The 14,868-nt window shown below is 74.1% G+C and carries 12 protein-coding genes; 3 read left to right on the top strand and 9 right to left on the bottom strand.

Annotated features, from left to right (window positions below):
• Positions 1-73: 73 nt before the first annotated feature.
• Positions 74-1,327, top strand: coding sequence for a PEP/pyruvate-binding domain-containing protein (locus EGX94_RS04725; protein WP_021798284.1), 1,254 nt, complete (start codon positions 74-76; stop codon positions 1,325-1,327).
• Positions 1,328-1,523: 196 nt separating this feature from the next.
• Here EGX94_RS04725 and EGX94_RS04730 read toward each other — a convergent pair whose 3' ends face one another.
• A complete protein-coding gene (locus EGX94_RS04730) occupies positions 1,524-2,876 on the bottom strand; it encodes a replication-associated recombination protein A (protein ID WP_021798292.1) in 1,353 nt (450 codons plus the stop codon).
• A 436-nt stretch (positions 2,877-3,312) separates the two neighbouring features.
• Between EGX94_RS04730 and EGX94_RS04735 the strand changes: the two genes are divergently transcribed.
• Together EGX94_RS04735 and EGX94_RS04740 are read left to right on the top strand one after the other, a co-directional pair.
• Positions 3,313-4,272, top strand: coding sequence for a hypothetical protein (locus EGX94_RS04735; protein ID WP_021798158.1), 960 nt, complete (start codon positions 3,313-3,315; stop codon positions 4,270-4,272).
• A 436-nt stretch (positions 4,273-4,708) separates the two neighbouring features.
• A complete protein-coding gene (locus tag EGX94_RS04740) occupies positions 4,709-5,962 on the top strand; it encodes a polysaccharide pyruvyl transferase family protein (RefSeq protein WP_196807714.1) in 1,254 nt (417 codons plus the stop codon).
• A gap of 799 nt (positions 5,963-6,761) precedes the next feature.
• On the opposite strand, the gene EGX94_RS13695 is transcribed toward EGX94_RS04740, so the two are convergent.
• The 8 genes from EGX94_RS13695 to EGX94_RS04775 form a co-directional block, all read right to left on the bottom strand.
• A complete protein-coding gene (locus EGX94_RS13695) occupies positions 6,762-6,932 on the bottom strand; it encodes a hypothetical protein (RefSeq protein WP_226906050.1) in 171 nt (56 codons plus the stop codon).
• Positions 6,929-8,041: a helix-turn-helix domain-containing protein gene (locus tag EGX94_RS04750; RefSeq protein WP_043119989.1), complete on the bottom strand. Its 1,113-nt coding sequence runs from the start codon at positions 8,039-8,041 to the stop codon at positions 6,929-6,931. Before EGX94_RS04750 ends, EGX94_RS13695 begins: the two co-directional genes overlap by 4 nt.
• Positions 8,042-8,516: 475 nt before the next feature.
• Positions 8,517-8,669 (bottom strand): PIN domain-containing protein, encoded by a 153-nt coding sequence (locus tag EGX94_RS13700; RefSeq protein ID WP_021796186.1) that lies wholly within the window; start codon positions 8,667-8,669, stop codon positions 8,517-8,519.
• A gap of 163 nt (positions 8,670-8,832) precedes the next feature.
• Entirely contained in the window at positions 8,833-10,131 is a 1,299-nt protein-coding gene (gene hemL / locus EGX94_RS04755) for a glutamate-1-semialdehyde 2,1-aminomutase (protein WP_021796192.1), read from the bottom strand.
• Positions 10,132-10,198: 67 nt separating this feature from the next.
• Positions 10,199-11,185: a porphobilinogen synthase gene (hemB, locus tag EGX94_RS04760; RefSeq protein ID WP_021796188.1), complete on the bottom strand. Its 987-nt coding sequence runs from the start codon at positions 11,183-11,185 to the stop codon at positions 10,199-10,201.
• The gene (locus tag EGX94_RS04765) at positions 11,182-12,216 is read right to left on the bottom strand and encodes a ferrochelatase (RefSeq protein ID WP_021796191.1); all 1,035 of its coding nucleotides are present in this window, start codon (positions 12,214-12,216) and stop codon (positions 11,182-11,184) included. Before EGX94_RS04765 ends, hemB begins: the two co-directional genes overlap by 4 nt.
• A 1-nt stretch (position 12,217) precedes the next feature.
• Positions 12,218-13,726 carry a protoporphyrinogen oxidase gene (gene hemG / locus EGX94_RS04770; protein WP_123825959.1) on the bottom strand — a complete coding sequence of 503 codons (1,509 nt, stop codon included), beginning with the start codon at positions 13,724-13,726 and terminating at the stop codon, positions 12,218-12,220.
• The gene (locus EGX94_RS04775; protein ID WP_021798100.1) at positions 13,723-14,868 is read right to left on the bottom strand and encodes a TIGR04053 family radical SAM/SPASM domain-containing protein; all 1,146 of its coding nucleotides are present in this window, start codon (positions 14,866-14,868) and stop codon (positions 13,723-13,725) included. Before EGX94_RS04775 ends, hemG begins: the two co-directional genes overlap by 4 nt.

The raw sequence follows: 14,868 nt of genomic DNA on the forward strand, positions 1-14,868 counted from the left end.
CGCCCGGTCGTCCGGCGACGCCGCGCCTGGCACGGGGTCGCGTCCGGTCGGGGCGATGCGGTGTACTGGGGTCATGATCGTCGAGCTCTCCTACATCCGTTCCAGCGACACCGACTCGGTCGGCAGAACAGCGGCCCGCCTCGGTGAGCGCCTGCGCAACGGGGTCGAGGTGGCTCCGGGCTTCGTCGTCACGGCCGACGACCTGGCCGAGCTCGCCGAGCGCGAGCAGCTCCCGGCGCGGCTCGAGGGCGCGTCCCCGGAGGAGGCCGCCGCCATCGCGGCCGAGGTCATCGGGGCCGCCGAGCTGCCCGCCGATCTCGTGGACGACCTGGCCGGAAGCATCGCCGCGCTGGGCCGCGACGCCTGGGTGAGCGTCCAGGCCTCCCCCGCCGGACGCGACCTGGGCGTCAGCCGCGAGGTGCTCGGCCCGGTCCGGGGAGCCGACGCGACCTGGGAGCTGGTCCGCAGGGTGTGGGCCTCGCTGTGGACGCCCGAGGCCGTCGCCCGCCGCGAGGAGAAGGGCGTCGCCGACGCCCAGGACGGGCTCGCCGTCCTGGTGCAGCGGGCCGAGGCCCCCGCCGAACCGGTCGGGGCCGAGCGGCCCGCCCAGGAGGAGCTGCCCGTCGAGGAGCCGGACGCCGAAGAGGCGGGTTCCGAGGAGGCGCACGAGGCGGAATCCGCCGAGGAGGTCGTCGCCGAGGCCGAGCGGATCGAGGACGAGGCCAGGGTCGTCGAGAGCGCCGAGATCATCGCCGACGAGGCGGAACCCGCCGAGGCCGCCGAGGTGATCGTCGAGGAGGCCGAGGCCGCCGAGACCGCCGCCCGGGAGAGGCCGGCGGGGACCGCCGCCGCCGGGGGCTCGACGGCGCCGGACGACGACGCGGAACCGGCCGGGCCGGAGGGGCCCGCGGGAACGGAACCGGAGGGGACCGGGGCGGAGCCGCGGGAGCCCCGCGGGGCCGGACCGGCCGAGGACGGGATCGTCGAGGCGGAGGTGACCGCCGCGGGAGCCCCGTCGGAGGAGACCGCCGGGGGCGAACCGGCCGGGCCGGAGGAGCCCTCCCCCACCACCGCCGTCGAGGCCGGGACCGTCGGGGAGAGGGCCGACGGGCGAACGATCGGCGGGGCCGCCGAGGAGCCCCCCTCCGGGGAGCCCGGGGACGGGTCCGGTGCGACCGAGGCCCGCGGTTCGACGAGCGCGGAGGGCGGGAGGCCCGCCCGGGACGATCCAGGGCCGGCCCGTCGGCGGAGGACCGCCGCCCCCCTCATCATCGGCGTCCTCCTCGCCATCGCGGTCCTCCTCGCCAAGCGGCGGCGGCACCGCTGAGGGGCGGTCCGCCGACGGCACTCCGGCGCGGACCCGGGCATCCGATCCGTTGCCCTGAGTGCGCACCGGCGGAGGAAGGAAGCCGTCGCCCGCATGACCCCTCCCAACGGGGCCACCAGCAAGATAACGGGACGGCCTCGTCGGCGCCGCTTCGGTGCGCACCGGGACCGCCCGGCGGCGCACCGGGACTCGGGGCTCAGCAGCCGGTGTCGCCCCGCCTGCGGCGGCGCAGTCGATCCCAGTGGTCGAGGCGCTCGCGGACCAGGCGCTCGACGCCGTTGCCGGTCGGTTCGTAGAAGCGCTCGCGCTCGTCCGGGGGCGGGTAGCCCTCGGGCATGTGGTCGGCGCCCGAGAATCCGTCGGCGGTGTCCGGGTCGTACTGGTAACCGGCCCCGTAACCGAGGTCCTTCATGAGCTCGGTGGGCGCGTTGAGGACATGGGCCGGCGGACGGAGGGAACCCGTTCGCCGCGCCGCGGCCCGCGCCCGGGCGAAGCCCCGGTGGATGCTGATCGACTTGGGCGCGGTGGCCAGGTGAACGACCGCCTGGGCGATGGCGAGCTCGCCCTCCGGGGAGCCGAGCCGCTCGTAGGCCGTCCAGGCGCCCAACGCCGCTTGGAGCGCGCCGGGGTCGGCGAGACCCACGTCCTCGCTGGCGAAGCGCACGAGACGGCGGGCGACGTAGAGCGGGTCCTCGCCGCCGGCCAGCATCCGGGCCAGCCAGTACAGGGCGGCATCCGGGTCGGAGCCCCGCATCGACTTGTGGAGCGCGGAGACGAGGTTGTAGTGCTCCTCGCCGGACTTGTCGTAGGAGGGGACGCGAGTGGCGACGACGGCGGCGAGACCCGTCTCGTCGAGCGGTGCGGACGACGGCGCCTCGAGGAGTTGCTCGACCATGCCCAGCAGGTGGCGTCCGTCGCCGTCGGCCATGGCGATCAGCGAGGCGCGAGCGCTCTCGGTGAGCGGCAACCGCCTGCCGGTGAGTCGCTGCGCGCGCTCGAGGAGCTCGGCCAGGCCGACGCCGTCGAGGCGGTGCAGGACGAGGACCTGGCAGCGCGACAGGAGCGCACCGTTGAGCTCGAAGCTGGGGTTCTCGGTGGTCGCGCCCACAAGCACGACCGTGCCGTCCTCGACGTAGGGCAGCAGGCAGTCCTGCTGGGCGCGGTTGAAACGGTGCACCTCGTCGACGAACAGAAGCGTGCCCCGGCCGCCCCGGCGGCGTCTCCCAGCCGCGGCAAAAATCCTCCGCAGATCGGCCACCCCGGAGAAAGTCGCCGAGACCTGCTCGACGTCGAGTCCGACGCGCGCGGCGAGCAGCCGGGCGATCGTCGTCTTGCCGCAGCCGGGAGGGCCCCACAGGATGATCGAGGACAGCCGACCGGCCTCCACCATCCGCCCCAGCGGGGCGTCGGGGGCAAGCAGGTGGCCCTGCCCGACCACCTCCTCCAGGGCGTGCGGACGCAGCCGGTCGGCCAAGGGACGGTCCGGGACGGGGCGGCCATCGCCCGTCGCCGGGGCGTCGAAGAGTGCGGGGGCGTCCTCGGTGCTCATGCTTCCAGGCTACGGCGGAGCCCCGGCACTCCGGCGGGACGAGGACGAGCGATCGGGCCCGCCGAGATCCGTCCTGCATCCGGGGGGAGCCCGGAGGAGGCGGTGGGCTGGAACCGGCCCCGAGCGAAGACCGTCCTCGCATCCGGGGAACCGGGGCCGCGGCCACCCGCGGCAGCGGCTCGGGCCCCGATGGCCGGCCCGAGGGCCGGGCCGGGGTGCTGCGCGTCCGCGCCCGGAGGACGCCGTGGTGCGCCTCGGACCCCTGGGGACCGAGCCGGGGTGCTGCGCGTCCGCGCCCCCGGAACACCCCCGGGATTCGGAAGGAATCACTTGTCACCGCGGTTTCGATGACTCTTCGAGGGCTACTGTGACCCCTGGCGGGTGTACGCGCTGCCCGCACCAGGACAGTCCCCTTATCCCAGTCCAGGAGCCCCTCATGGGACTTGAAGAGATCGCCGTCGTCTTCGCCGTCTCGGACCCCGGCCAGAATCCGAACACCCGAGCACGGGAGACGCAGCTGCTCACCTACTTCCACGCGATGGCCGTGGCCTTCTCCTCCGTGCGCCGGTGGAACCCCGACCTGCGGCTCACGCTCGTCACCGGGGCCGACGTGCCGGCCGAGGTGCGGCCCGTGTTCGAGCGCTGCGGCGTCCGCACCGAGGACGTCCCCTTCGGGCACCGGGCGCCGGAGGGCTTCATGAACACCTTCTCCGGCTGCCTGTACCTGCTCGACGCCCTGCAGCTCGCCGCCCGGCACGACGTCCTGTTCATCGACCCCGACGTGCTGTGCGTCGACGCCCTGACCGGTCTGGACGAGGGCGCCGCCGGACGCCTCGGGGCGCTCGGGCTGGAGCTGCGCCCCGACGAGGCGATGAACGGCCTCACCATCGCCCAGAGCGATGAGCTGCACCGCCTGCTGGGAGAGCCGGAGGAGCCGTGGACCTACTACGGGGGCGAGGTCTACCTGGTGCGCCGGGACCTCGTCGGGCCCCTGCGCGAACGGGTCGAACGGGCCTGGCGCCTCGCGCTGGAGCGGCACGCGGCGGGACTGCCGCACTTCGTCACCGAGGAGCACCTCCTGAGCTACGCCCTGCGCGGCCTGCCCACCACCGATCTGGCGCCCTGGTGCCAGCGGATCTGGACGACCTCGCGCGTGCGCACCGTCACCGGCCGCGAGGACCGGCTGAGCCTGTGGCACCTGCCGGCCGAGAAGGACTTCGGCTTCCAGCGGCTGTTCGGCGTCGTCAGCGACGGGGGCTCCTGGTTCTGGCGGGCCCCGCGCGGCGAATTCGTCGCCCGGGCGGGCAGGGAGCTCAACCTGCACCACCGCAGACCGGCGAAGTTCCTGCGCGACGCGGCCGGGCAGCTGGTCAACAGGGTCGCGGGCGCGCGCTGAGCCCCGGTCGGTGCGGGCCGGGGACCCCGCGCCGGGAGCCCCGCGCCGGCGGCTCGCGCGATGCGGCCGTCGACGGCCCGCGGACACCGCGCCGGGCGGCCCCGGGCTCGCTGACCCGGGCGGGCCGGCTGAGCGGTCGGGTGGCGGGCCCGTGACCGGGTCGGGGCCGCGGCGAACCGGGCGGGCCCGGCGCCGGGTCCGCCGACGCACGGCGGGGACGACGCACGGCGGGGACTCAGCAAGACGCCCTGCGGCGGGCCCCGGCACAGCCCCGGCACAGCGCCCTGAAAGGCCCCACCCAGGCACGGACGACCCTAGTCGAAGCGGGTTTCAGGGGCGTATGATCACGGCATTGGAAGAACCCCTCCCGCACCCCCTGCGGGGTCGGTCGCCGTGCCATCGCGAAGCGGTGGAGCGGCCCGGCGAGAAGAAGACCATGTCCGATCACATCCGCGCCCCGGAGCAGCAGGCAGGGCCCTTCGGCTCCCCCTCCTTCCCCAGCGCCGTCGGCCGACCCGCCGGTCCCGGGTCACCGAGCGTCGGCCGACCCGCCGGTCCCGGGTCACCGAGCGTCGCCCTGCTGACCCTGCACGCCGTCCGGGACTACGGATCGGTCCTCCAGACGCTGGCGACCCAGGTGCTCCTCGAGAGCGCGGGGGCGCGCTGCACGGTGCTCGACTTCCGCCGCGAGAACGCCGGTGACGACGCCCTCCACCGCCTCGCCGGGAGCCGTCACGGCCGGGGACCGCTCATGCGACGGGCGTACGGACTCGTGCACGAACGCGAGGCCCGCAGACGGGCACTGGTCTTCCAGGACTTCCTCGCGCGGCGGATCAACCTCACCCGGAGGCACTACGACTCCTACGAGAGCCTCCGCGGCACCGCGGACCAGTACGACTCCTTCTGCGTGGGCTCCGACCAGGTCTGGAACATCGCCCGCAACCTGGACAACCGACCGTTCTACCTCTCCTTCCTGCCGCCCGGCGTCCACCGCTTCTCCTTCGCGTCCTCCCCCGGGACGCCGACGCTGCCGGCCCTCGAGGAGGAGCGCGCCGTCCGCGCCCTGTCGGCCTTCGACGCGCTCTCGGTCAGGGAGCCCTCGGCCCGGGACTACCTCGCCGGCCTCGGCCTCGACGTCCAGCAGCACGTGGACCCGACCCTGGCGATCCCGCCGGCCTACTGGCGGGGTCTCGCCTCGGACGCCGTGCTGAACCACGAGTACCTGCTGGTCCACCAGCTCAACCGCAACCCGCTGCTGACCCAGGCGGTCTCACGGCTGGCCGCCCGCACCGGCCTGCCCGTCGTGCGGATCGGCCACTGGCCGACGGCCCGCATGCCCCTCGCCCGCCGGATCGTCCTGCCCACCGTCGAGGACTTCCTCGCCCTCATCAGGGACGCCTCCCTCGTCGTCACCGACTCCTTCCACGGTGTCGCTCTCTCGCACGTCTTCGCCACGCAGTTCATCGCCGCGCCGCCCCCGCAGTACGGCGGCTGCCTCGCCTCCGTCCTCGGCCTGCTGGGGACGCGCAGCAGGCTCATCCGCTCCGCGAAGCAGACGGACGTCCTCCCCCTGCGCTTCGGCCCCCTCCTCTTCGACCGCCGCAGGCTCGGCGACGAGCGTCTGCGCGCCGGTCAGTACCTGCGTTCGTGCCTCGCGCCCCTGCGGGCGCCCCGTCCGGAGGCGTCGTGACCGCCCATCCGCCGACCGTCGCCGTCGTCATCGCCCTGCAGCCGCTCCGGAGGGCCGGGGCGCGCGACGAGGAGCCGGACGCCGGGGCCTGCCGGCCGGCCCGCACGACCGCGCCCCGGCACGCCATCGACGTCGCGTGCATCGCGGTGCCGACGGCCCTGCCGGTGTTCCGCGCGTGGCGGATCGGACCGACACGCGGATCGGAAAGCGCACCGTGCACTGCAATGCATGGGAACGGAAACGCCGAGTGCAACAACCTGAAATCCATGGCGGGGCACGAACACGCGAACAGGAGAGGGCCAGAACCGAAGCAAACTGGACGACGACTCACCGAGGCCTGTCCGCAGGGGCCCACTCGGAAGCGTTCCTCCTCGTCATGCCCCCATCCGTCGATGTCGCGGGCAGGCCTCGCCGCTACGGGAATCAGAGCAGCCCCTTCTCCTCCGCCCACCGGATGAAGGCACCCGGCTCGAAGGGGACCCGGTACTTGCTCCGCACAAGATCATCGGCCACGGCCGAGACCGTCTCCCTCGTCAGCAGACCCTGACGGACCGCATCGCACAGCACCCCAGGGTGCGACGGACCTTCACCGATCCAGTTCTCCTGGCAGCCTTGCAGGCCTCCTGGTCATCGATGACAGCAGTCCGGTGATGAGCCTCGGCAGGGGCGAGCACCCCGCACTCCCCCACGTCCCGGCCATTGTCGCCCACGAGCGATCCGTGGCATTCACCGAAGGCGATGAGCTCGGCATCCGACTCGATCGCCCTGACCTCGATCCGGTCCTGGGCATGCACATGCGTCAGACCGGGCTGCTGCTCAGACCGGGCTGCTGCGCCGCCCCTCTCCCGAGTTCTGCATCGACCACGTCGGGGATCATGATCCGATGCTCGGGCGCCAGCATCTTCAGCACCCCGAGCCATCCGGCCTTCGCGAAATGGCTGAGCGGGCCGGTGTCGACGACCCATGTCACGACACGACGCCCCACAGGGCATCCGGGTCGAGCTCGCGCCTGGGGGCGAAGTCGTCGGCGTCGAAGAGGCCCCTCATGAGCCCGAGCGCACGCTCGATGGTGATGTCCTCGGCGTCGTAGGCGCCGATCACCGCCTTCGTGAAGGCCGGAGGCAGGCTGGTCCCCTCCAGATCGTGGGGAACGTGGAGGTTCAGCTCAACGATGTCCGCCCTGCGCGTCCGTACCTCACGGACGGCATCGGACTCCGCGCCGTCCACGAGCCCGAGCTCCCCGAGACGCCCGGCCAGAGTCGTCATGTCGACGCGGAACCGACTCCCGGTCCGCACCGCGGCGCCCCGGAGCCCGAACCCCCGCGCCTCCTCCCAGGCGCTGCGAAGAGCCTCTTCGGGAAGAAGCACCGCACGGGCGGCCCTGTCCATGCGGTTCTCGTGCCTGTCGGCCTCGGCCCGCGCGTCGACCCGGAAGTCCGTCTGGTACTGGTCGTCGACCATGAAATGGGCCAGCTCGTGCGCGAGCGCCAGCCTGCGCCGCCCGACCCCGACCGCGGACGAGCCGTTGATGAGGGCGATGCCGTGCCCGCCCTGCACCATCGACGCTGCATCCGCATCGACCCGCCCGAGATCGAGGGAGAAGGCCGACAGGCCGAGCCGCTGCCCGACCCCGACCAGGTCACTGACAGGACCGTCCTCGACCCCCGCGAGAGCACGGATCCTCAGCCCCAGCTCCTCCGCCTCGGCGGACGTCCCGGGACGCGCGAGCACCGTCGGCCGGTCGTCCAGCTGAAGACGGCCGAGCTCCTCCAGCAGCGCCACGTCGCCGGACAGCGTCTCGAGTTCGACGTCGATGGGACGCACCGCCGCGAGATCCTCGGGGTCGGTGCCGCGGTGCCGCACGATGGCGGACGCCCGTGGAGTCAGGAACCACTCGACACGGCGCCCGAGCTCCCCCGCGATGTCGAGGAGCTCCAGCGCGGTGACGCGCCGCTCCCCCTTCTCGATGCGCACCAGGGCCGTGCGGTCGATGCCCAGCGCCTGGGCCAGCTGCGTCTGGTTCAGACCCTTCGTCATCCTCGCCTCGAGGATGCGCCGTCCCACGTCGGCATGCTCCATGTGTGCGGTTTTGACACATCGGGGCCGCGGATGAAACCCCTCCCGGATGCCTCCGTCGCTCCATCCCGCTCACCCGTCCGGTTGGCCCAGCTGTTCCGCCCGACCGAACAACGGGGGCTGCGGACCGGGGCGGGCCGCGGCGGCCCTGCGCAACTGGTACGACGCGGGACCCGGCGAGGACCTGCTCCCTGTGCGCCAGGACATCGACGGCCGCTACCACTGGGCCGAGCGGGCGCGCCGACCTGCTCCCTGTGCGCCAGGGCGTCGAAGAGCTCATCGGCTGGCTGTCCGCGGTCGAGGGCGCCCGTCCGGCCGCGAAGACCCGCTCTCAGGCCCCTCGCGAGTAGACCCCCGCCTCAGCACGGTGCCCACCGGCGTCCAACTCGCCGTCACAGGTGACAAGCGGGACGCCGAGGCCTTCAGCCAGAGCCAGATATGCCGCGCCACAGCTGGTGCACTGGGCGCGCAGGGCCCCCTATGCGGTCAGCAGCGGGCGCCGCCCGTAGCGCGTGATCGTGAGATCGGCACAGGCACGGCGAGCCTCCCCGGCGCGGTCGAGGCCCAGGGCCCCGCCACGGACCAGGCCGCGCAGGGCGGACAGCACCTCGATGTCGAGAAGATGGGGCACCGCGAGCTCCCCCTCGAGCTCCCGCCAGAGACCGGGGCAGGATCCCCTCCGACAAGCTGTCCCGCCACGGCGGACGCGTCAACGACGATCACCGGCGGCTCTCCCGCACGGCATCGACGATCTGAGCCGTCGACTGGTCACGATCCCGGCGCCTTCTGGCCCCTCAGGCCTGCGCCGCCGCCCGCGCCGCCACCGCCATGGCCCGCTCCAGGTGCTCCAGGTCGTCGTCGGTGATGGCGGTCGAGCAGAACCACGCCTCGAAGCCGCTCGGGGGGAGCCAGACGCCCTCGTCGAGCGCCGCGTGGAAGAACCGGGCGAAGGCCTCGTGGTCCTGCCGGGAGGCCGAGGCGAAGTCGACCACCGGCTCGTCGGTGAGGAAGAAGCTGAACAGGCTCGTCACCTTGTTGAGCCGGTGGGCGACGCCCTCGCGCGCCAGGGCGGCCGAGACGATGCCCGACACCCGGTCGGCGATGTCGTACAGCTTCTGGTAGGCGGCGTCGTCCATGAGCTCGAGGGTGGCCAGGCCCGCCGCGCAGGCCGCCGGATTGCCCGAGAGCGTCCCGGCCTGGTAGATCGGGCCGACCGGCGCCAGCCGGTCCATCAGCTCGGCGCGCCCGCCGACCGCCGCCAGCGGCATGCCGCCGCCGATCACCTTGCCGAAGGTGAACAGATCGGGCGTCCAGCCCTCGAGCCGGCCCTGGAGGCCCCAGCCGCCCGTCGGGCTCACCCGGAAGCCGGCGAGCACCTCGTCCTGGATCATGAGCGCCCCGTGGCGGTGCGCGATCTCGTACAGGCCCTTGTTGAAGCCCTCCGGCGGCACGATGACACCCATGTTCGCAGGCACCGACTCGGTGACGACCGCCGCGATCTCGTCGCCGCGCTCGGCGAAGACCCGCTCGACCAGGTCGAGGCGGCCGTAGGGCACGGTGAGCGTGTCGGCGGCGATCTCGGACGGCACGCCGGGCGAGTCGGGCAGGCCCAGGCTCGCCACGCCCGAGCCGGCCGCCACGAGGAAGGAGTCGGCGTGCCCGTGGTAGCAGCCCACGAACTTCACGAGCAGCGGGCGCCCCGTCGCGCCGCGGGCGATGCGGGCCGCCGTCATGACGGCCTCGGTGCCCGAGCAGGTGAACCGGATCCTCCCGATCGCCCCGGCCATCCGCTCGACGACCTTCTGCGCCAGCCGCAGCTCGACCTCGCAGGGGGCCCCGAAGCTCGTCGCCCGGGCCACCTCGGCCTGCACCGCCGCCACGATCGCCGGGTGCGAGTAGCCGGCGATGAGCGGCCCCCAGCTGTTGACCAGGTCGAGGTACTGCCGCCCGTCCACGTCGGTGATGCGGCTGCCGCGGCCGCTCGCGGCGAACACGGGCGCACCGCCCACCCGGCCGAAGGCCCGCACCGGGCTCGAGACGCCCCCGGGCATCACCGTGCAGGCTTGCGCGAACAGTTCCTCGCTACGGGTCATCAGGGCTCCTCGGGTTCCTCCGCCGCGCGCCGGCGGCGGTTCGTGATCGGATTCCGACGGTTCGGTTCTACCGCGCCAGCCGACGGGCCGCCTCGGTGGCCCAGTAGGTGACGATCATCGACGCCCCGGCGCGCTTGACGCCGGTGAGGGCCTCCATGATGCAGCGCTCCCGGTCGATCGCGCCGGCCCGGGCGGCCAGCTCGATCATCGCGTACTCGCCGGAGACGACGTAGGCGGCCACCGGCACGTTCGCGATGCGCACCGCCTTCGCCAGCACGTCGAGGTAGGGCAGGGCCGGCTTCACCATGACGATGTCGGCGCCCTGGGCCAGGTCGAGCTCGATCTCGCGCAGGCCCTCGACCGCGTTGGCCGGGTCCTGCTGGTAGGCGCGCCGGTCGCCGGTCAGCCGGCAGTCGACAGCCTCGCGGAACGGCCCGAAGAAGCCCGACGCGTACTTGGCCGAGTAGGCCATGAGCGCCGTCCCGGTGAACCCGGCCCCGTCGAGGGCCTCGCGGATCACGCCGATCTGGCCGTCCATCATGCCCGACGGGCCGAGCATCGTGGCGCCCGCCTCGGCCAGCGTCACCGACATCCTCGCGTAGAGCGGCAGCGTCGCGTCGTTGTCGACCTCGCCGTCGGCGTCGAGCACCCCGCAGTGACCGTGGTCGGTGAACTCGTCGAGGCAGACGTCGGCGATGACCGGCAACTGCGGCTCGGCCTCGAGCGCCCAGCGCACCGCGTTGGCCAGAACCCCGTCGGGGTTCCAGGCCTGCGAGCCCATCGGGTCGCGCTCGGCCGGGGTGCCGAAGAGCATGACGGCCCCCACGCCCGCATCGGCCGCCTCGTGGACGGCCCGCTGGAGCGAGGCCCTCGTGTGCTGGCGCACGCCGGGCATCGAGCCGATCTCGCGGGGGGCGTCGAGGCCCTCGACGACGAACATCGGCTCGATGAGGTCGGCCGGGTGCAGACGCGTCTCGGCCACGAGCTCCCGGATGGCCGCGGTGCGGCGCAGCCTGCGCGGACGCTGGACGATGCGGTACTGGCTCCCGCTCACGGAGTGACCCCCTTCACGGCGGGCGCTGCGCCGCCGGGGTTGGGGCAGCAGTCGTCACCGCCGCAGTCATCGTCGCCCCTGCGGTCCTCTTCGGCAAGTCCCCGGGCGACGAGCTCGGTCAGGCCGTCGAGGAAGACCGGCTCCGTGCCGACGGTCGGCACCCGCCGGAAGTCCATGCCGTGGCCCCGGGCGGTCTGGGCGGCCTCGTTGTCGAGGTCCCAGATGACCTCCATGTGGTCCGACAGGAAGCCGATCGACACGACGACGACCCCGCCGACGCCCTCGCCGGCGAGGGCGTCGATGACGTCGTTGACGTCCGGCGTCAGCCAGGAGTCGCCGGGGGCGCCGCCCTGCGAGGTGTAGCAGAGCCGCCAGTCGGGCCGCAGCCCGCCGTCGGCGAGCCGGGCGAGGATGCGGTCGATGACGTCCCGGTGCTGGGCGAGGTAGGCGCCGCCGCCCACGCCCGAGCTCTCGGCGAGCCCCGTGGGCAGCGAGTGCGTGGTGAACAGCACCGTCGCGTCCGGGTGCGCCCGCACGACGGGCTCCAGCAGCCCCGCCTGCGCGTCGGCGAAGGCCGGCATGTCGTGGAACGGGTTGATCTTCGCGACCTCGAGGAGGGGGGCGCCGTCCGGGCCGGAGGGGATCGCCGCGGCGAGGGCCTCGCGGTAGGAGCGGCAGCCCACGTACGACGAGTAGACGGCCGGCACGAGCGCGAGGACGCGCCGGTGCCCGCGGGCCGCCAGGTCGGCGAGCACCTCGTCGGGGAAGGGCGCCACATGGGCGTGCGCCACGGCGACCGGCACGTCGACGCCCCGGGCGCGCAGGCGCGCGCCCAGCTCGTCGGCGAGCCTCTGGTTCTGCCCGTTGAGCGGGCTGACGCCCCCGAAGTGGGCGTAGTGCGCGCTCACCCTGGCCATCCGCTGAGGCGTGATGCGCCCGCCGGTGATGTGCCTGAGGAAGGGCCCGACCTGCTCGGCCGAGGCCGGGCCGCCGAAGCCCAGGACGAGCAGGGCGTCGTAGTGGGTGGTCATCTCATGCTCCCTTCGCTGCCGGGACGGCTGCCCCGGATCCATCGGCCGGGACCGTCCCGGCCTCGGGCGCGCCGGAGGGCCCCTCGCCCCGCGCGCGGCCGGCCGCCGCGTCGAGCACGGCGTCGGCTCGGGCGCGGCCGTCGGCGACGCACTCGGGCAGGCCCACCCCGTGGAGCGCCGAGCCGGCGACGGCCCACGTCGGGCGGTGCGCCGCGAGCCAGCCGTCGACGGCGGCGACGCGGTCGAGGTGGCCGACCGTGTACTTCGGCATCACCGCGTGCCAGCGGTCGATGCGCGTCACGGTGGGCTCCCCGTGCACGCCGAGCAGCGGGCGCACGTGGTCGAGCACCGCCGGCAGCAGCTCGTCGTCGGGCGCGCCGGTGAGCGGGCCGCGCTTGTCGGGGATGAACACCCGCACGAGCGCCTGCCCGTCGGGGGCGCGGCCGGCGTACTTCACGGAGCTGGTCGTCACCCCGGAGACGGGGCCGGGGTCCACCTCGAGCCAGCCCTGCGAGTCGGGGGGCCGGTCGAAGTCGTCGACGCGGAAGCCGAGCGAGACGACGGTGGTCGAGGCCAGCGGGATCGCGTCGAGGACGGCGGCCGCGTCGGGCGCCGGCCCGGCGAGCAGGAGGGCCGAGCAGGCGGCCCCGCCGGCGAGGACGACCGCGTCGGCGGGCACGAGGGAGCCGTCGGCCAGCTCGACGCCGGCGTCGGTGAGCCGGGCCGCGGCGGCGCCGGCGCGCAGCTCGACGCCGCGGGCGCCGAGTCCCTCGACGAGCGCCTCGACGACGCGGCCCAGGCCGCCGCGCAGGCTGCGGAAGGGCGAGCCGACGGCGCCGCGGGCAGTCGCGCGCCCGCGCCGCGCCGCCCGGCCCTGCGCAAGGGAGGCGACCATGAGGGAGCGGTGCTCCCGCTCGTTGCGGCGCAGCGACGGGAGCACCGCGTCGAGGCTCAGCTCGTCGACCCGGGCGCCGTAGATGCCGCCGACCATGACCTCGGCGTAGCGGTCGACGATGCCGTCGCCCAGCCGGGAGCGCAGGAAGGCGCCGATGGAGACGTCCCGGCCGTCCCGGAGCCGGCGCGGGATGACCAGGTCGAGGCCGGCGCGCAGCTTGTCGGGCCAGCCGAGCACCCGGGTCGTGACGAAGGGCCACAGCCTGGTGGGCAGCACCATGCCCATGCCGGCGGGCATCGGGCGCAGCGCCCCGCGCGCCAGCAGCGCCGCCCGGCGGCCGCCGCCGGGGGCGATGACCTCGTCGGCGATGCCGAGCTCGTCGAGCAGCCGGGCCAGCGCCGGCCGGTAAGCGACGTACGAGTCGGGGCCGCCCTCGATGACGAAGCCGTCGCGGCGCTCGGTGACGATCTTGCCGCCGAAGCGCCCGGAGGCCTCCAGCACGGTGACCCGCGCACCGCGCGCGGCGCCCTGCCAGGCGGCGGACAGGCCGGTGATACCGCCGCCGACCACGACGAGGCGCGGCCCGGCGCAGCCGTCGTCGTCCGCCCCGCTCACGCCCCGACCCCGCTCACGGCCGGGCGTCCCGCGTGGACACCCGCCCTCGCCTCGGCCGGCTTGTAGGGGCACAGCGGGTCGGACTCGAGGGGATCGCCCGTCCAGGCGTAGGCCCGCGAGCGCGAGCCGCCGCACCACTTGCTGAACTCGCAGAGGCCGCAGTCGCCCTTGAAACCGTCGGGGCGGCGCAGGGCCCGCATGAGCTCGGTGTCGCGGTACAGCTCGACGATCGAGTGCTCGCGCACGGAGCCGACGCTCATCGGCAGGAAGCCCGACGGCATGACCTCGCCGAGATGGGAGATGAACATGATGCCGTTGCCGTCGCGGATGCCGAAGCCCCGCGAGGCCGGCGAGTCGAGGATCTCCTGCTCGGTCCGGCCGGCGCGCAGCATCTGCTGGGCGGCGATGCGCCGGTACTGCATGGCCTCGGTCGTCTTGATGCGGAAGGGCGCGTCGGGGCGGCGCCTGTTCCACTTGATGAGGGTGCGCTCGGCGTCGCCGGGGCTCATCTCGCGCAGCTGGGCGCCGCGGCCCACCGAGATGAGGAAGAACAGGCTCCACTGGAACAGCTCGTAGCCCTTGAGCAGCTCGTAGGTGTCGTCGAGGTCGGCGACGGTGGTGTCGGTGACGAGCGTGTTGATCTGCATGGGCATGCCGACCTCGTTGGCGTCGGCGAGGGCCCGCAGGGTGGCGTCGAAGGTGCCCGGCACCTGGCGGACACCGTCGTGGTGGGCCGCCGTCGAGCCGTCCAGCGACAGCGACATGGCCTGGACGCCGAGGGCCGCCATGTCGGCGATGCGCTCCCTCGTGAGCAGCGGGGTGACGGCCGGGGACAGCGAGACGCCGATGCCGCGGTCGCGGGCGCCGGCGATGAGCCCGTCCAGGTCGAAGCGGCGCATCGGGTCGCCGCCGGTCATGATGACGTGCGGCATGGGGCTGCCGAAGTCGGCCACCTGGTCGAGGATGCGCAGCGCCTCGTCGTGGGTGAGCTCGCCGGGCGGCGGCTCGAGCTGGGCGCTGGCGCGGCAGTGGCGGCAGGCCAGGGCGCAGGCCGTCGTGAGCTCCCAGTAGATGATCATGGGCGCGCGGTCGTAGGCCCAGTCGACGGGCTTGACGGAACCTATTCCTGCGGGTCGAGGCAT

Origin of the sequence: Propionibacterium acidifaciens (assembly GCF_003798325.1) — a bacterium.
GTDB classification, from domain to species: domain Bacteria; phylum Actinomycetota; class Actinomycetes; order Propionibacteriales; family Propionibacteriaceae; genus Propionibacterium; species Propionibacterium acidifaciens.